The 16,759-nt window shown below is 68.4% G+C and carries 16 protein-coding genes; 15 read left to right on the plus strand and 1 reads right to left on the minus strand.

The genetic code is table 11. The features are described from left to right. Positions 1-68: 68 nt before the first annotated feature. Complete coding sequence (locus EEB19_RS00865) at positions 69-560, minus strand: B-4DMT family transporter (protein WP_187582277.1); 492 nt, start codon at positions 558-560, stop codon at positions 69-71. 109 nt (positions 561-669) lie between these two features. Between EEB19_RS00865 and EEB19_RS00870 the strand changes: the two genes are divergently transcribed. The 15 genes from EEB19_RS00870 (at position 670) to metK (ending at position 16,731) form a co-directional block, all read left to right on the plus strand. Beyond that, a complete protein-coding gene (locus tag EEB19_RS00870) occupies positions 670-1,806 on the plus strand; it encodes an aminopeptidase P family protein (RefSeq protein WP_187582279.1) in 1,137 nt (378 codons plus the stop codon). 33 nt (positions 1,807-1,839) lie between these two features. Next, complete coding sequence (gene efp / locus EEB19_RS00875) at positions 1,840-2,403, plus strand: elongation factor P (RefSeq protein WP_187582281.1); 564 nt, start codon at positions 1,840-1,842, stop codon at positions 2,401-2,403. A 14-nt stretch (positions 2,404-2,417) separates the two neighbouring features. Continuing rightward, positions 2,418-2,963, plus strand: coding sequence for a transcription antitermination factor NusB (gene nusB, locus EEB19_RS00880; RefSeq protein ID WP_187582283.1), 546 nt, complete (start codon positions 2,418-2,420; stop codon positions 2,961-2,963). Positions 2,964-3,113: 150 nt separating this feature from the next. Continuing rightward, positions 3,114-3,752 (plus strand): bifunctional pyr operon transcriptional regulator/uracil phosphoribosyltransferase PyrR, encoded by a 639-nt coding sequence (pyrR, locus tag EEB19_RS00885; RefSeq protein ID WP_187582285.1) that lies wholly within the window; start codon positions 3,114-3,116, stop codon positions 3,750-3,752. After that, positions 3,752-4,699 (plus strand): aspartate carbamoyltransferase catalytic subunit, encoded by a 948-nt coding sequence (locus tag EEB19_RS00890; protein ID WP_187582287.1) that lies wholly within the window; start codon positions 3,752-3,754, stop codon positions 4,697-4,699. Before pyrR ends, EEB19_RS00890 begins: the two co-directional genes overlap by 1 nt. A 64-nt stretch (positions 4,700-4,763) precedes the next feature. Then, the gene (locus tag EEB19_RS00895) at positions 4,764-6,074 is read left to right on the plus strand and encodes a dihydroorotase (RefSeq protein WP_187582289.1); all 1,311 of its coding nucleotides are present in this window, start codon (positions 4,764-4,766) and stop codon (positions 6,072-6,074) included. Continuing rightward, positions 6,071-6,631 carry a transporter gene (locus EEB19_RS00900; RefSeq protein WP_187582291.1) on the plus strand — a complete coding sequence of 187 codons (561 nt, stop codon included), beginning with the start codon at positions 6,071-6,073 and terminating at the stop codon, positions 6,629-6,631. Before EEB19_RS00895 ends, EEB19_RS00900 begins: the two co-directional genes overlap by 4 nt. Beyond that, positions 6,628-7,797, plus strand: a complete 1,170-nt coding sequence (gene carA / locus EEB19_RS00905; protein ID WP_187582293.1) for a glutamine-hydrolyzing carbamoyl-phosphate synthase small subunit — start codon at positions 6,628-6,630, stop codon at positions 7,795-7,797. The genes EEB19_RS00900 and carA overlap by 4 nt, the downstream gene beginning before the upstream one ends. Then, entirely contained in the window at positions 7,797-11,132 is a 3,336-nt protein-coding gene (gene carB / locus EEB19_RS00910; protein ID WP_187582295.1) for a carbamoyl-phosphate synthase large subunit, read from the plus strand. Before carA ends, carB begins: the two co-directional genes overlap by 1 nt. Continuing rightward, positions 11,129-11,965 (plus strand): orotidine-5'-phosphate decarboxylase, encoded by an 837-nt coding sequence (gene pyrF, locus EEB19_RS00915; protein WP_187582298.1) that lies wholly within the window; start codon positions 11,129-11,131, stop codon positions 11,963-11,965. The genes carB and pyrF overlap by 4 nt, the downstream gene beginning before the upstream one ends. Positions 11,966-12,618: 653 nt before the next feature. Continuing rightward, positions 12,619-12,933, plus strand: a complete 315-nt coding sequence (gene mihF / locus EEB19_RS00920; protein ID WP_012834141.1) for an integration host factor, actinobacterial type — start codon at positions 12,619-12,621, stop codon at positions 12,931-12,933. Between the two features lie 45 nt (positions 12,934-12,978). Further along, entirely contained in the window at positions 12,979-13,623 is a 645-nt protein-coding gene (gene gmk / locus EEB19_RS00925; protein ID WP_187582300.1) for a guanylate kinase, read from the plus strand. A gap of 123 nt (positions 13,624-13,746) precedes the next feature. Further along, positions 13,747-14,046 carry a DNA-directed RNA polymerase subunit omega gene (gene rpoZ / locus EEB19_RS00930; protein WP_187582302.1) on the plus strand — a complete coding sequence of 100 codons (300 nt, stop codon included), beginning with the start codon at positions 13,747-13,749 and terminating at the stop codon, positions 14,044-14,046. Between the two features lie 17 nt (positions 14,047-14,063). Further along, positions 14,064-15,341, plus strand: coding sequence for a bifunctional phosphopantothenoylcysteine decarboxylase/phosphopantothenate--cysteine ligase CoaBC (coaBC, locus tag EEB19_RS00935; protein ID WP_187582304.1), 1,278 nt, complete (start codon positions 14,064-14,066; stop codon positions 15,339-15,341). A 178-nt stretch (positions 15,342-15,519) separates the two neighbouring features. Further along, complete coding sequence (gene metK, locus EEB19_RS00940) at positions 15,520-16,731, plus strand: methionine adenosyltransferase (RefSeq protein ID WP_187582306.1); 1,212 nt, start codon at positions 15,520-15,522, stop codon at positions 16,729-16,731. Positions 16,732-16,759: the final 28 nt, after the last annotated feature.

Raw genomic sequence — 16,759 nt, forward strand, 5'->3', positions numbered from 1 at the left:
GAGAAGAACTCCCACCGACACGAGGCCCGAGGGCCGCGCGGTGGGAGTTCTGTCGGGTCGGCGGAAGCTCAGCCGGCGACGTGTTCGCCGTCCCGGTCGGGATGCACCGACCAGTCGTCGTCGGCGTCGGCCTTGCGCTGATCGCGCCGGACCAGCCAGCGACCGATGGCCGCACCGACGAAGGCGGGCGCGAAGATCAGCAGTGCGGTGAACGAGCCGCCCGCGATCACCTCGACGAACAGGTTCGCCTCGCCGATCCCGGCGAAGACGAACCGGCCCAGTGCCCAACCGATGATGCCCGCGAGGACACCGGCGAGGAGACCGGCCTGCAGCCAGCGCACGGTGAGGTCCTCGTAGTCGTCGGGATCGGGATTCGCGCGGGCGTCGGCGGTGCCGTCGATCCCGCCCCAGATCACGGCGATCAGCACGACGGCGGCGATGGCGATCGTCTTCCACACGGTCGAGTGCAGCGGTGCGTTGACCACGGCGACACCGAGAAGGACGCGGGCGATGACGTGCACTGCGGTCATGGCAAGACCGCGCAGTAACCACGAAGACATAGCGGACAGGGTACGCAACCCCGAACGTGTTCCAAAACACATCCCCCGCTCAGTGGGCCTGCGCGCTGTGTGTCGACGGGGGCGGGGCGCCGGCCGGTAGCGTGGACACATGCCTTCCGATGTCATGACCAGCGACTACCGCGCCCGACGCGACCGTGTACGCGCAGCGCTGGCACAAGCCGATGGCGCGAGGTCGGCCGCCGATGCCGTCGTGATCAGCGATCTGATCAACGTCCGTTATCTCAGCGGGTTCACCGGATCCAACGGTGCGGTCCTCATCTGGTCCGACGACGCATCGGCCGACCGGATCTGCACCGACGGCCGCTACCTCACGCAGGTGGCCGAGCAGGCCGGGGATCTCGACGCGGTGATCGCGCGGGACTGCCTGACCGAGCTGTCCGTGCACGCGGCCGGGAAGGGCGCTCGAGCGGTCGGTTTCGAATCCGATGCCGTGACCGTCGCGGCGCACCGTGGCCTGATGGACCGGATGGGTGAGCTGGACACCGCCGCCGCCGAGCTCGTCCCGATGCAGGGGCTCGTCCAGGGCCTGCGCATGGTGAAGGACGCCGGCGAGGTCGACGCACTGCGACGGGCGTGCGCCGTCGGTGACCGTGCGCTGGCCACGATCGTCGAGCGTGGCGTGATCCGGCCGGGTGTCACCGAGCGTGAGGTGGCCCGCGCGCTGGAGTGGGAGATGTTCGCGCTCGGCGCCGATGCCGTGGCCTTCGAGACGATCGTCGCCGCGGGCGCCAACTCCGCGGTGCCGCATCATCGGCCGACCGACGCCGTGCTCGCCGACGGAGATCTGGTGAAGATCGATTTCGGCGCGGTGGTCGCGGGCTATCACTCGGACATGACCCGCACCTATGTGCTGGGTCGGGCGGCCGACTGGCAACGTGAGATCTACGATCTCGTCGCGGCCGCGCAGGCCGCCGGTCGCGCCGCACTCCATCCCGGCGTCGAGCTGCGCGGGGTCGATGCGGCGGCCCGCTCGGTCATCGCCGATGCAGGACACGGCGAGCACTACGTCCACGGACTCGGTCACGGCGTGGGACTCGAGATCCACGAAGCGCCCGGAATCGGTGCGCTGGCGACGGGTACACTGCCTTGCGGCGCAGCGGTGACCGTGGAACCCGGCGTCTACCTCCCCGGCCGAGGTGGCGTCAGGATCGAGGACACACTGGTCGTCACCGACGGCCCACCGGAGCTGCTGACCGCCACCGACAAGGCATTCACCGTCATCTGACGGACGACCCGGACCCGAGGGAAGAGAACACATATGGCGACCACCGCCGATTTCAAGAACGGCCTCGTGCTGCGCATGGACGACCAGCTCTGGCAGATCCAGGAATTCCAGCACGTCAAGCCCGGCAAGGGACCGGCCTTCGTGCGCACCAAGATCAAGAACGTGCTGTCGGGCAAGATCGTCGACAAGACCTTCAACGCGGGCGTGAAGGTGGAGACCGCGACCGTCGACCGACGTGACATGACCTACCTCTACAACGACGGCAGCGACTACGTCTTCATGGACGTCAAGGACTACGAGCAGTTCTCCATCGCACCCGCCACCGTCGGTGACGGCGCGCGGTTCCTGCTGGAGAGCATGACCGTGCAGGTCTCCCTGAACGAGGGTGTCCCGCTGTTCGTCGAGCTGCCCGTCACCGTCGAGCTGGTGGTCGAGCACACCGATCCCGGCCTACAGGGCGACCGGTCCACCGGAGGTACGAAGCCGGCCAAGTTGGAGACCGGCGCCGAGATCGCCGTACCGCTGTTCATCAACACCGGGGACAAGCTGAAGGTCGACTCGCGCGACGGCAGCTACCTCGGTCGCGTCAACTCCTGATCGCCACCGCACCCGTGAAGCAACCCGGTACCCGGCACAAGGCGCGGCGTCGCGCGGTCGACCTGCTCTTCGAGGCGGAGGCCAAGAACGTCAGTCCCACCCAGCTCGTCGCGGAACGTCGTGAGTACGTCCGCGACGACGAGAGCGTCGGCACCATCCACGACTACACCGCGGCCGTCATCGACGGTCTCGGTTCGGATCTCGACCAGGTCGACGCGGTGATCTCCTCGCATCTGCGGGGGTGGACGCTCGAACGTCTTCCGGCGGTGGACCGGGCGATCCTGCGCCTGGCCACCTGGGAGCTGTTCCATGCCGTGGACGTCGACCCGATCGTCATCGTCGACGAGGCCGTCGAGCTGGCCAAGGAACTGTCGACCGATGACTCGCCCGCGTTCGTCAACGGTGTGCTCGCGCAGATCGCGGAACTGGCTCCTCAGGTCCGCGCTGCTGCGGCCGCCGGGAGCGCAGCGAGCGGGGCTGATGTGCCGGCCGCCGGGAGCGCACCGAGCGGGGCTGATGTGCCGGCCGCCGGGAGCGACACCAGCGACGACAAGGACTGATCGCCGTCTCCTGGAGTTCGACCGGCCGCGGGTTGACCAAGCGCACACCTCGTCGGCTCGGTTTCCGGGCGACCCGGCGTGTAGAGTTCTCCGCGACAGACATCCTTTAACGATCCGTCCAGAGAGGCGGAGAAGGAGGTCGGCTCGGCCATGCCAACCGACGGTGCCCCGCCTACCGATGGTTCCGCTGCTTCTCCGGCAGCCCCGGCACCCGCGGGTCGGGTGTTGCTCGACGCGTCGGACGTCGCTCGCACCATCGCTCGCGTCGCCCATGAGGTGATCGAGAAGACGGCGCTCGACTCTCCCGGCGCACCTCGCGTGGTGATCATCGGAATACCCACTCGTGGTACGTATCTCGCGACCAGGCTGGCCGAGAAGATCAACGAGTTCGTGGACGTCGGGGTGCCGGTCGGCTATCTCGACATCACCCTGTACCGCGACGACCTCCGCGCCAAGCCGCATCGCCCGCTCGAACGGACGGTGGTGCCGGCCGGTGGTGTCGACAATGCGGTGGTGGTCCTCGTCGACGATGTTCTCTTCTCCGGGCGCACCGTCCGCGCAGCGCTCGACGCGCTGCGCGATCTCGGCCGGCCGTCGGCGGTCCAACTCGCGGTGCTGGTGGACCGCGGTCACCGCGAATTGCCGTTGCGCGCCGACTATGTCGGCAAGAACATCCCCACGTCCCGCGACGAGAACGTCTCGGTGCACCTCGTCGAACAGGATGGTGTGGACGAGGTCGTGCTCAGTCCGGCCCCGCCACGTGGCTCCACCGATCCCGGGGCGGCGTGATGCACCATCTGTTGTCGACCGCCGATCTCTCCGCGGACGAGGCGACCGAGTTGCTCGACGAGGCCGAACGGTTCGAGCAGGCGCTGACCGGGCGCGAGGTCCGCAAACTGCCGACCCTTCGAGGGCGCACGGTGATGACCGTCTTCTACGAGAACTCCACCCGCACCCGCGTGTCGTTCGAGGTCGCCGGCAAGTGGATGAGCGCCGACGTCATCAACGTCAGCGCGTCCAGCAGCTCGGCAGGTAAGGGCGAGTCCTTGCGGGACACCGCGAAGACCCTGCATGCGGCGGGTGCCGACGCCCTGATCGTGCGGCATCCGGCGTCGGGTGCAGCTCATCAGATCGCCGGCTGGACCGCGGATGCCGACGGACACGGACCATCGGTCATCAACGCCGGCGACGGCACGCACGAGCACCCGACCCAGGCACTGTTGGACGCCCTGACGTTGCGGCAGCGTCTCGGCGATCTCGCCGGCCGGCGCATCGCGATCGTCGGGGATGTCCTGCACTCGCGCGTCGCGCGCTCGAATGCGCAGTTGCTTTCGACGCTGGGCGCCGAGGTCGTACTCGTCGCCCCCGAGACCTTGCTCCCGGTGGGTGTCGACGAGTGGCCGGTCGTCACGTCGAACGACCTCGACGCCGAGTTGCCCGCCGCCGATGCCGTGATGATGCTGCGTGTTCAGGCCGAACGCATGAACGGCGGTTTCTTCCCGAGTGCCCGTGAGTACTCGGTGCGATTCGGTCTCAACGATCGCCGCATGGCCTTGCTCGACGACCACGCGGTGGTGCTTCATCCGGGACCGATGTTGCGCGGCATGGAGATCGGCTACTCGGTGGCCGATTCGCCTCGCGCCACCGTCCTCGAACAGGTCCGCAACGGCGTCCATGTCCGCATGGCGGTGCTGTTCCGCCTGCTCGTCGGCACCGACGGCACCGCGGCCGGATGACAGCTGTCCCGATGAGACCAGCCCCAGTGAACAACCCAGGAGCCCAGCGAGTGGAGATGCCGAAGTGAGTGCTCCGACGACCGGATCGGTCCTGATCGCCAACGTCCGACCCTATGGCGAGGGTGAGCCCGTGGATGTCCTCGTCGTGGACGGCCGTATCGCGGAGATCGGCGCGACGGGCGCGGCCCCGGACGACGCCGAGCGCATCGACGGCGGCGGCGCGATCCTGCTGCCCGGTTTCGTCGACCTGCACACCCATCTGCGTGAGCCGGGACGGGAGGATACCGAGACCATCCGGACCGGGTCGGCGGCCGCCGCGCTCGGCGGATACACCGCGGTGTTCGCCATGGCCAACACCGATCCGGTCGCCGACAACTCGACGATCACCGACAACGTCTGGCGGACCGGCCGCGACATCGGGCTGGTGGACGTCCATCCCGTGGGTGCGGTCACTGTCGGCCTCGCCGGCAAACAGCTCGCCGAGATGGGCATGATGGCCGCGGGCGCAGCCGGCGTGCGGATGTTCAGCGACGACGGCAAATGCGTCGACGACCCGTTGCTGATGCGACGGGCACTGGAGTACGCGAAGAGCCTCGACGTCCTCGTCGCCCAGCATGCCGAGGAACCGCGTCTGACCGTCGGCGCGATCGCGCACGAGGGGCCCACGGCCGCCCGGCTGGGGCTGACCGGCTGGCCGCGCGCCGCCGAGGAGTCCATCGTCATCCGCGACGCCCTGCTGGCGCGTGATGCGGGCACCCGCGTGCACATCTGCCATGCATCCACCGAGGGCACCGTCGAGCTCCTGCGGTGGGCTCGGCAGCAGGGGATCGCCATCAGCGCAGAGGTCACCCCACACCATCTGCTGCTCGACGACTCCCGGCTCGCCACGTACGACCCGGTCAACAAGGTGAATCCGCCGCTGCGCGAGACGCGCGACACCGAGGCGCTGCGTCAGGCCCTTGCCGACGGCGTGATCGATTGTGTGGCAACGGACCACGCTCCACACGCGGCCCAGGAGAAGGCCTGCGAGTTCGCGCAGGCACGCCCGGGCATGCTCGGCCTGCAGACCGCGCTGCCGATCGTCGTCGAGACGATGGTGACGCCGGGACTGCTCGACTGGCGAGGCGTGGCCCGCGTCATGAGTGAGCGTCCGGCGCAGATCGTCGGCCTGACCGATCAGGGCCGTCCGATCGACGTCGGGGAGCCGGGCAACCTGGCGATCGTCGATCCGGACACCTCCTGGGTGGTCCGCGCCGACCACCTGGCGAGCCTGTCGCGCAACACCCCGTATGAGGCCATGAGGATGCCGGCGACCGTCACCGCCACCGTGTTGCGCGGTGTCGTGACCGCGCTCGGCGGTGAGGTCCTCCGATGAGCGGGTTCGACATCGTCATCGTGGTCGTCGTGATCGTGGTCTGGCTGGGACTCGTCGCACTCGCCCTGCGCGGCTGGCGCAATCGCGGACGCCGGCAGGCGAACATCATCGGGGCACCACCCGCGGTGCCCGCCGATCTGCCGGCACCGGTACGCGGCCCTGACACCGGGCTGTACGTGGGCAGCACGATCGCCCCGAGCTGGCAGGACCGTGTGGCCGTCGGGGACCTGGGAGATCGTGCGGCCGCAGCGATCTCGTCCTATCCCGACGGGATTCTCATCGAACGACAGGGTGCGTCGCAGATCTGGATCCCGCGATCGTCGATCACCGCCGTGCGCACCGAGCGTGGGCTCGCCGGCAAGGTGATGACCGCCGACGGCGTCCTGGTGATCCGCTGGGTGCTGCCGAGTGGCACCGAGATCGACTCCGGTCTGCGTGCCGACGACAAGAACATCTATCCGGGCTGGGTGACCGAGGAGATCGGTCCCGGAGCCGGCACCGACATCGACGCGAGCGGGTCGGGACCCGAGCAATCCGAACAGGGGAAAGAGCAATGAGCACAGCAGTTCTGGTGCTGGAGAACGGGCAGGTCTTCCGGGGGAGCAGCTACGGCGCCGTCGGGGAGACACTCGGCGAGGCGGTGTTCTGCACGGCCATGACCGGCTACCAGGAGACCCTGACCGACCCCAGCTATCACCGGCAGATCGTCGTCGCCACGGCGCCGCAGATCGGCAACACGGGGTGGAACGAGGAGGACGGCGAGAGCACCGGGAGCGCCGGCAGCGACTCGTCGACGGGCGACTCGGGCAAGATCTGGGTCGCCGGGTACGCGATCCGCAATCCCACGCGGCGCGTGTCGAACTGGCGCGCCACCACCTCGCTCGAGGACGAGCTGCACCGGCAGGGCATCGTCGGCATCGCCGGGATCGACACCCGGACCGTCGTCCGTGTCCTGCGCGATCACGGATCGATGCGGGCAGGCGTCTTCTCCGGCCCGGCCCTCGCCTCCGACGACGATCTGGTGGCGCGGGTGCGCAATCAGCCGGAGATGACGGGCGCGGATCTCGCCGGTGAGGTCACCACCGATGGCATGTACACGGTCGAACCCGACGGCGATGTCCGGTTCACCGTGGCCGCCGTCGACCTCGGCATCAAGACGAACACCCCGCGCATGTTCGCCCAGCGCGGCGTCCGCGTGCACGTCCTGCCGTCGACTGCCGGGCTCGACGCCATCACCGATCTGGCACCGGACGGGGTCTTCCTGTCGAACGGTCCCGGTGACCCGGCGACCGCCGATGCGGTCGTCGACCTGACCCGCGGCGTGCTCGGCAACGGGGTGCCGCTGTTCGGCATCTGCTTCGGCAATCAGATCCTGGGCCGTGCACTCGGTCGCTCCACCTACAAGATGAAGTTCGGTCACCGCGGCATCAACATCCCGGTCATCGACCACGTCACCGGCACGGTGTCGATCACCGCACAGAACCATGGGTTCGCCCTCGAGGGCGAGGCGGGCGAGGAGTTCGACACCGACTTCGGTCGCGCCCGGGTGAGCCATGTGTGCGCGAACGACGGCACCGTCGAAGGTGTCGAGTTGCTGTCCGGACGGGCGTTCTCCGTCCAGTACCACCCGGAGGCGGCGGCCGGTCCGCACGACGCCGCCTACCTGTTCGACAAGTTCGTCACCCTGCTCGAGGGTGACCGTGCGCAAGGAACGAGGGCCTGATGCCGCGCCGTACAGACATCTCCCACGTCCTGGTGATCGGCTCCGGTCCGATCGTGATCGGCCAGGCATGTGAGTTCGACTACTCGGGCACCCAGGCGTGCCGCGTCCTCAAGGCCGAGGGCCTGCGGGTGAGCCTGGTGAACTCCAACCCGGCGACCATCATGACCGACCCGGAGTTCGCCGACGCCACCTACATCGAGCCGATCACGGCCGAGTACGTCGAGAAGGTGATCGAGGCCGAGCGTGACGCCGGGCACCCGATCGACGCGGTGCTGGCCACCCTCGGTGGTCAGACCGCGCTGAACACCGCTGTCGCACTGCATGATCGAGGCTCACTCGAGAAGTACGGCATCGAACTGATCGGCGCCGACTTCGACGCCATCCAGCGCGGCGAGGACCGGCAGAAGTTCAAGGACATCGTCGCGGATGTGGGCGGCGAGAGTGCGCGGTCACGGGTCTGCCACACGATGGACGAGGTTCGCGACACCGTCGCCGAACTCGGCTATCCGGTGGTGGTGCGTCCGTCGTTCACGATGGGCGGCCTCGGCTCCGGCATGGCCTACGACGAGAACGACCTCGAACGCATCGCCGGCGGGGGACTGGCCGCGTCGCCGACCGCCAATGTGCTGATCGAGGAGTCGATCCTGGGCTGGAAGGAGTACGAGCTCGAGCTGATGCGCGACAACCGCGACAACGTCGTGGTCGTCTGCTCCATCGAGAATCTCGATCCGGTCGGCGTGCACACGGGTGACTCGGTCACGGTGGCGCCCGCGATGACCCTGACCGACCGCGAGTACCAGATCATGCGCGATCTCTCGATCGCGATCCTGCGCGAGGTCGGTGTCGACACGGGCGGCTGCAACATCCAGTTCGCCCAGGACCCGCGCGACGGTCGCCTCGTCGTCATCGAGATGAACCCACGTGTGTCGAGGTCGTCGGCTCTGGCATCCAAGGCGACCGGCTTCCCGATCGCGAAGATCGCCGCGAAACTGGCCATCGGTTACAGCCTGGACGAGATCGTCAACGACATCACCAAGGAGACCCCGGCCTGCTTCGAGCCGACACTCGACTACGTCGTGGTGAAGGCCCCGCGGTTCGCGTTCGAGAAGTTCCCCGGCGCCGACGACACGCTCACCACCACGATGAAGTCGGTCGGTGAGGCGATGTCGCTGGGACGCAGTTTCGCCGAGGCCCTGGGCAAGGTGATGCGTTCGCTCGAGACGAAGGCCGCCGGGTTCTGGACCGAACCGAACCGGCCCGATCCGGCGTCGCTCGACCTCGACGCGTTGCTCGAGACCCTGCGGACCCCGAAGGACGGCCGGTTGTACGGCCTGATGCTGGCGTTCGAGGCGGGTGCCAGTGTCGAACAGCTCTACGAGGCGACCGCCATCGACCCGTGGTTCCTCGCCGAGATCGGCGGCATCGCCGCGCTCGGCGCCGACATCCGCGACGCGGACACGCTCGACGAGGCTCTGCTGCGCGAGGCCAAGTCGACCGGGTTCTCCGACCGTCAGATCGCCGCACTGCGAGCCGATTTCGCCGATGAGGCCGCGGTCCGCGACTTCCGCGTCGGACTGGGCGTGCATCCGGTCTACAAGACCGTCGACACGTGTGCGGCGGAGTTCGAGGCCAAGACCCCGTATCACTACTCCAGCTACGAGCTGGACCCCGGCGCGACGAGCGAGGTCGCACCGCAGCCCGACCGGCCGAAGGTGCTGATCCTCGGGTCGGGTCCCAACCGGATCGGGCAGGGCATCGAGTTCGATTACTCGTGTGTGCATGCGGCACTGACGTTGTCGGAGGCCGGTTACGAGACCGTCATGGTCAACTGCAACCCGGAGACCGTCTCCACCGACTACGACACCGCCGATCGTCTCTACTTCGAGCCGCTCACCTTCGAGGACGTCCTCGAGGTCTACCGCGCCGAGTCCGAGTCCGGCACAGTGGCCGGTGTCATCGTCCAGCTCGGCGGTCAGACGCCGCTGGGGCTGGCCGATCGTCTCGAGTCGGCGGGCGTGCCGATCGTCGGGACCAGCCCGGCGGCCATCGACCTGGCCGAGGACCGCGGCGAGTTCGGGAAGGTGCTCACCGCGGCCGGGTTGCCCGCGCCCGCGTTCGGCACCGCGACGAGTTTCGCCGAGGCACGCGACACCGCGGCCCGCATCGGCTATCCGGTCCTCGTGCGTCCGTCCTACGTGCTCGGCGGTCGAGGCATGGAGATCGTCTACGACGAGACGTCCCTGGAGGACTACATCTCCCGTGCCACGGAACTGACCGAGGACCACCCGGTCCTCGTCGACCGATTCCTCGAGGATGCGGTGGAGATCGATGTCGACGCCCTCTGCGATGGCGACGAGGTCTACATCGGGGGCGTCATGGAGCACATCGAGGAGGCCGGTATCCACTCCGGTGACTCCGCATGCGCCCTGCCTCCGGTGACCCTGGGCCGGGCGGATCTGGAGATGGTCCGCGCCTCCACCGAGGCGCTGGCGAAGGGGATCGGCGTGCGCGGGCTCCTCAACGTGCAGTACGCACTCAAGGACGACGTCCTCTACGTGCTGGAAGCCAATCCGCGTGCCAGCCGGACGGTGCCGTTCGTCTCCAAGGCGACCGCAGTGTCGCTCGCCAAGGCCTGCGCCCGGGTGATGTTGGGCGAGTCGATCGCCGAACTGCGCAGCCAGGGCCTGCTGGAGGCCGAGGGAGACGGCGGTGAGTCGCCGGCGCACGCGCCGATCTCGGTCAAGGAGGCGGTGCTGCCGTTCAACCGGTTCCGTCGCCACGACGGGATGGGGGTCGACTCGCTGCTCAGCCCGGAGATGAAGTCCACCGGCGAGGTGATGGGCATCGATGCGGACTTCGGGCGGGCCTTCGCCAAGTCGCAGACGGCCGCCTACGGATCGTTGCCGACATCGGGGGCGATCTTCGTGTCCGTGGCGAACAAGGACAAGCGCGCGCTGCTGTTCCCGGTCAAGCACCTCGCGGACCTCGGGTTCGAGATCCTGGCCACTGTCGGCACCGCTGATGTGTTGCGCCGCAACGGAATCGAATGTCGAACCGTGCGAAAGCACTTCGAGGCCGCCGAGGGTGAACCGACGATCGTCGACATCATCCGTGCCGGCGAGGTGGCCATGGTGATCAACACGCCGTATGGCAACTCGGGACCTCGCGTGGACGGTTACGAGATCCGCAGCGCCGCCGTGTCGGTGAACATCCCGTGCATCACCACCGTGCAGGGGGCCAGCGCCGCCGTGCAGGGCATCGAGGCGGCGATGAACGGCCAGATGGAGGTCCAGTCGCTACAACGGCGTCACGCGGTGCTGGTGAACCGGCGATGACCACCGCATCGCCATCGGGGTTCGGCGCCCGCTATCTCGAGACGGTCGGGGAGCGTGGCCGACTGTGCGCAGGCATCGACCCGCACGCCTCGTTGCTCGAGGAGTGGGGCCTTCCGGTCTCGGTGGACGGTTTGTCGAGGTTCGCCGACATCTGCGTCGAGGCACTGGGCCCGACCGCGGCGGTGATCAAGCCGCAGGTCGCCTTCTTCGAGGTGTTCGGGTCGGGTGGATTCGCCGTTCTCGAGAAGGTCATCCGAGGCTGCCAGGCAGCCGGGGCGCTCGTGCTCGCCGATGCGAAACGTGGCGACATCGGTTCGACCATGCAGGCCTACGCCACCGCGTGGCTCGACGACGTCTCACCGCTGTGCTCAGACGCCGTGACGGTCTCGCCCTACCTCGGGTTCGGTTCCCTCGATCCCGCCGTCGAGGCGGCCCGTGCGAGCGAGCGCGGGGTCTTCGTGCTCGCGCGGACGTCGAATCCGGAGGGAGCGCGGATCCAGCTGGCGGACGCGGACGGACGTGGAGTGGGGCAGACCGTCGTCGACGCCGCGGCCGAGCAGAACGGTGACGGATCGGCGACCGTCGGACTCGTCGTCGGCGCGACGCGTGCGCACGGCCTCGACCTCACCGGTCTGCAGGGCCCGATCCTGGCCCCCGGTCTCGGCGCGCAGGGAGCCGCACCGGCCGATCTCGTCGACGTGTTCGCCGACGCCGACGCGGCCTGGTTGTTGCCCGCCAGTAGTCGGGGAGTGCTGCGCAGCGGACCCGCGATCGCCGAACTCCGCTCGGCGTGCCAGCGCACGCGTGACGAGGTGGAATCGGCCCTGGGCTGAGCGCGGCGCAGGACGGCCCGGTGCTCCGCACGGGGCCGCGTGGCCGTGGTCGCGCGGCGAGAGCGCCACGCCGCGACAGATGGCGTGGAACGTCACGCCGACCGTTGCTGCCGCCGTCGTCTGCGGTCACGTCTCGGTCGCCGACGCGCGGCAGATGTGTGTGACTGTGTCCACGCACTCGACAGGTCACGGCCGCCGTGTACCGATCTCCGGGGTCCGCGACACGCGCGACTCGGCATCTGATCGCGCAGAATTTCCTGGTCACCACTTCTGTCACACGCGTATCAGTGCAGGCAGGAGGCGATTTGTGCCGGATATCCGGCACGCCGCGCGGCGTGGGCGGTGGCGTCGTCGATGACCTGCGGTTTTCCGTCGAACGCCGTCGTCAGGGCGTCGCGATGCCCGATGTCGTGTCGATGGTCTACCGTTCAGGGACGCCGGACGCTACAGCACCGGATCCACCCGGGTTTCCCGGGGGTGGCACTCGCAAATGCCTGCTCACGTGGGTACGGTCGCTTTCGCCGCACCATTGCGCGGCGGAGGCATGATCGTTCATCGCGATCGCCGCGGTCGCGCCGGCGACCAACCGCCATCAGACGCCGCGAGGCGACTGGTGACAGTCCAACCGAAGACACGAAAGACGGAGGAACCCCGTGGCCCTTCCCCAGTTGACAGACGAGCAGCGCGCTGCCGCGTTGGAGAAGGCAGCTGCCGCTCGGCGGGCCCGCGCCGAGCTCAAGGAGCGCCTGAAGCGCGGCGGCACCGACCTCAAGCAGGTCCTCAAGGACGCCGAGAACGACGAGATCCTGGGCAAGATGAAGGTCTCCGCCCTGCTCGAGGCCCTGCCCAAGGTCGGCAAGGTCAAGGCGCAGGAGATCATGACCGAGCTGGAGATCGCCCCGACCCGCCGTCTGCGCGGCCTCGGCGACCGCCAGCGTAAGGCTCTGCTCGAGAAGTTCAGCTCCTGATCGAGCAGGAGACCGAGGCAGCGTGACAACGGCACAGGTTCGGCGGTGACGACACCGCCGCAGCAGCCGCGATCCACACGCACGAGGGGCCGACTGATCGTTCTGGTCGGCCCCTCGGCCGTGGGGAAATCCACTGTGGTCGCCAAGGTGCGGGAACTGATTCCCCGGATGCACTTCAGCGTGTCGGCGACGACACGATCACCACGTCCGGGGGAGATCGACGGCCGCGACTATCACTTCGTGAGCCCGGACGAGTTCGACCGCATGATTGCCGACGACGAGCTCCTCGAGTGGGCCGAGATCCACGGCGGACTGCAACGCTCGGGGACGCCGCTGGCCCCGGTCGTCGAGGCACTCGAGCAGGGCAGACCCGTTCTCGTCGAGGTGGACCTGGTCGGTGCCCGCAACGTCGTACGACGTCTGCCGGAAGCGATCAGCGTGTTTCTCGCGCCGCCGAGCTGGGACGAACTGGTCGCCCGACTGACCGGTCGTGGCACCGAAACCGCCGATGCGGTTGCCCGACGTCTCGACACCGCGCGCACGGAGATGGCCGCCCAACACGAGTTCGACCACGTGCTCGTCAACCACGAAGTCGACCAGGTGGCCTCGGAGTTGGTATCCTTGCTGGTCGGGTCCGATGAATCGTCCTCGCAGCCGACGTCCACCCGCCAGTCGACCTCAGACGTCTAGACATCGTCGTCGGAGAAGACCGATGTCCTGCGCTTGTCGCAGGCCGTCACCGAGCACAGCCACCAGGGCACAGACCAGCACAGCCACCAAGGCACAGAGCAGCACAGCGATGCAGGAGTTTGCGTGAGCACCCAGACCAATTTCGACGTGACCGAGATCGCCGACGCACCGGCCTATGAGACCCCGCTGGGAATCACCAACCCGCCGATCGACGATCTCCTCGAGCGTGCGTCCTCGAAGTACGCGCTGGTCATCTACGCGGCCAAGCGCGCGCGCCAGATCAACGACTACTACAACCAGCTCGGCGACGGCATCCTCGAGTACGTCGGCCCGCTCGTCGAGCCGGGTCTGCAGGAGAAGCCGCTGTCGATCGCGATGCGCGAGATCCACTCCGACCTCCTCGAGCACACCGAAGGCGAATAGAACCGCGGGCGCGGGGCATGGCGACAGCGGGAACGAGCACACCGGGGACGCACCGCCGCCGAGTCCTCGTGGGCGTCGGAGGCGGGATAGCGGCCTACAAGGTCTGCTCCGTGATCCGGCACTTCACCGAGGCCGGGCACGACGTCCGGGTGGTCCCGACGAGATCCGCGCTGAAATTCATCGGCGCGGCGACCTTCGAGGCCTTGTCCGGTAACCCGGTCACCACCGAGGTCTTCGACGACGTCGACCAGGTCGCACACGTCCGGCTCGGCCAGGGCGCCGACCTCGTCGTCATCGCGCCGACCACCGCTGATCTGATGGCGCGTGCCGCGTCCGGTCGCGCCGACGACCTGCTGACGGCATCACTGCTCACCGTCCGATGTCCCGTCCTGTTCGTGCCGGCGATGCACACCGAGATGTGGGAGCACCCCGCGACGCAGGCCAACGTGGCGACTCTGCGGGAGCACGGCTCGACCGTGATGACTCCGGCGTCCGGTCGGCTGACCGGCACCGACAGCGGTCCGGGACGGCTGCCCGATCCTCAGGAGATCGCCATGATCGGCGAACTGCTGCTCGAACGCGCCGACGCCCTTCCGTACGACCTGTCCGGATGTCGGGTCGTGATCAGCGCGGGCGGTACTCGCGAACCCCTCGACCCGGTCCGCTACCTCGGCAATCGCAGCTCCGGCAAACAGGGCTTCGCACTTGCCCGCGCCGCCGCTCAGCGCGGTGCGACGGTCACCGTGGTCGCCGGTTCCACCGCCGACCCGGGTGACCCTGCCGGCGTCGACATCGTCCGGGTGGCCAGTGCCCAGGAGCTGTCCGACGAGATGACCAAACGCGCTGCCGAGGCGGACGTCGTCATCATGGCGGCCGCGGTCGCCGACTTCCGGCCCGTCGCGGTCGCGGAGTCGAAGATCAAGAAGGGCGAGGCGGGTCCCGCTCCCATCGAACTCACCACGAACCCCGACATCCTGCGCGGCCTCGTGGAGAGCCGCGAGGCCGGGCGCATCCCCGCCGAGACCGTCATCGTGGGGTTCGCCGCCGAGACCGGGGACGATACCGGTGGTGTCCTCGACCACGGTCGCGCCAAATTGCGCCGCAAGGGGTGTGATCTGCTCGTCGTGAACGCCGTCGGCGACGGCAAGGCGTTCGGCACCGAGGACAACACCGGTTGGCTGCTGTCCGCCACGGGCACCGAGACGGCGTTGCCGCTCGGCTCGAAAACGCTCATGTCGAGCAGAATCCTTGACGAGGTCCGCGCATTGGTGCCAGATGAACGGGTCACCGACTGATCGGACACTGCGTCGTCGGCGGCACACGGCCCGCGTCCGTGACGTCGGGGCCGGTGTGTACTTTGGAACGCGTTCACCGGGGGCGATCCCGGGGTGCGAGACAATCCACCACCAGAGACAATCAACGGCACACGCTGCCACCGCCCGCACGGGCCCGGAAAGAGCCTGAGAGGATCAGATGTCCACCTCTGCGTCACGCCTGTTCACCAGCGAATCCGTCACCGAGGGACACCCCGACAAGATCTGTGACGCGATCAGTGACTCGATCCTGGACGCGATGCTCGCCGATGACCCGAAGGCCCGCGTGGCCGTGGAGACACTCGTCACGACCGGACAGGTCCACGTGGCCGGTGAGGTCACCACCACCGCCTACGTCGACATCCCCGGCATCGTCCGCGCCAAGATCCTCGACATCGGCTACGACTCGTCGACCAAGGGCTTCGACGGCGCATCGTGCGGCGTCAACGTGGCCATCGGGGCGCAGTCGCCCGACATCGCCGGCGGTGTCTTCACCTCCCACGAGAGTCGCAGCGGCATCTCCGAGGACGAGATCGACAGTCAGGGTGCCGGCGACCAGGGCCTCATGTTCGGCTACGCGACCGACGAGACCCCGGAGCTCATGCCGGTCCCGATCGCCCTGGCGCACCGCCTGTCCCGCCGCCTGACCGAGGTCCGCAAGTCCGGTGTCCTGCCGTATCTGCGGCCGGACGGCAAGACGCAGGTCACCATCGAGTACGACGGCGACAAGCCGGTTCGCCTCGACACTGTCGTCGTCTCCACGCAGCACGCCGCCGACATCGACCTCGACAACATGCTCACCCCCGACATCCGCAGCAAGGTGTTGGACTCGGTGCTCGCCGAACTGTCGCTCCCCACCCTCGACACCTCCGAGGTGCGCCTGCTGGTCAACCCGACCGGCAAGTTCGTGCTGGGCGGACCGATGGGCGACGCCGGCCTGACCGGGCGCAAGATCATCGTCGACACCTATGGCGGCATGGCCCGCCACGGCGGTGGCGCGTTCTCCGGCAAGGACCCGTCGAAGGTCGACCGCAGCGCCGCCTACGCGATGCGCTGGGTCGCCAAGAACGCGGTGGCCGCGGGACTGGCGGGCCGGATCGAGGTCCAGGTCGCATACGCGATCGGCAAGGCCGCCCCGGTCGGGCTGTTCGTGGAGACCTTCGGAACCGAACGTGTCGACCCGGCGATCATCGAGAAGGTCATCTCGGAGGAGTTCGACCTGCGCCCGCTGGCCATCATCCGCGACCTCGACCTGCTGCGCCCCATCTACGGCCCGACCGCCGCGTATGGTCATTTCGGCCGCACCGATGTCGACCTCCCGTGGGAGCGCACCGACCGCGCCGAGAAGCTGCGGGCGGCCGCAGGTCTCTGATCTGCCCGAGCCGACCACCGCTGTGTCC

Source organism: Gordonia sp. OPL2 (assembly GCF_003797825.1).
Taxonomy (GTDB): Bacteria; Actinomycetota; Actinomycetes; order Mycobacteriales; family Mycobacteriaceae; genus Gordonia.

What these genes read in the sequence shown, in the direction of transcription:
- EEB19_RS00865 (WP_187582277.1), bottom strand. Translation starts at nt 560, where the DNA reads ATGTCTTCGTGGTTACTGCGCGGTCTTGCCATGACCGCAGTGCACGTC.
- EEB19_RS00870 (WP_187582279.1), top strand. Translation starts at nt 670, where the DNA reads ATGCCTTCCGATGTCATGACCAGCGACTACCGCGCCCGACGCGACCGT.
- efp (WP_187582281.1), top strand. Translation starts at nt 1,840, where the DNA reads ATGGCGACCACCGCCGATTTCAAGAACGGCCTCGTGCTGCGCATGGAC.
- pyrR (WP_187582285.1), top strand. Translation starts at nt 3,114, where the DNA reads ATGCCAACCGACGGTGCCCCGCCTACCGATGGTTCCGCTGCTTCTCCG.
- EEB19_RS00890 (WP_187582287.1), top strand. Translation starts at nt 3,752, where the DNA reads ATGCACCATCTGTTGTCGACCGCCGATCTCTCCGCGGACGAGGCGACC.
- EEB19_RS00900 (WP_187582291.1), top strand. Translation starts at nt 6,071, where the DNA reads ATGAGCGGGTTCGACATCGTCATCGTGGTCGTCGTGATCGTGGTCTGG.
- carA (WP_187582293.1), top strand. Translation starts at nt 6,628, where the DNA reads ATGAGCACAGCAGTTCTGGTGCTGGAGAACGGGCAGGTCTTCCGGGGG.
- carB (WP_187582295.1), top strand. Translation starts at nt 7,797, where the DNA reads ATGCCGCGCCGTACAGACATCTCCCACGTCCTGGTGATCGGCTCCGGT.
- pyrF (WP_187582298.1), top strand. Translation starts at nt 11,129, where the DNA reads ATGACCACCGCATCGCCATCGGGGTTCGGCGCCCGCTATCTCGAGACG.
- coaBC (WP_187582304.1), top strand. Translation starts at nt 14,064, where the DNA reads ATGGCGACAGCGGGAACGAGCACACCGGGGACGCACCGCCGCCGAGTC.
- metK (WP_187582306.1), top strand. Translation starts at nt 15,520, where the DNA reads ATGTCCACCTCTGCGTCACGCCTGTTCACCAGCGAATCCGTCACCGAG.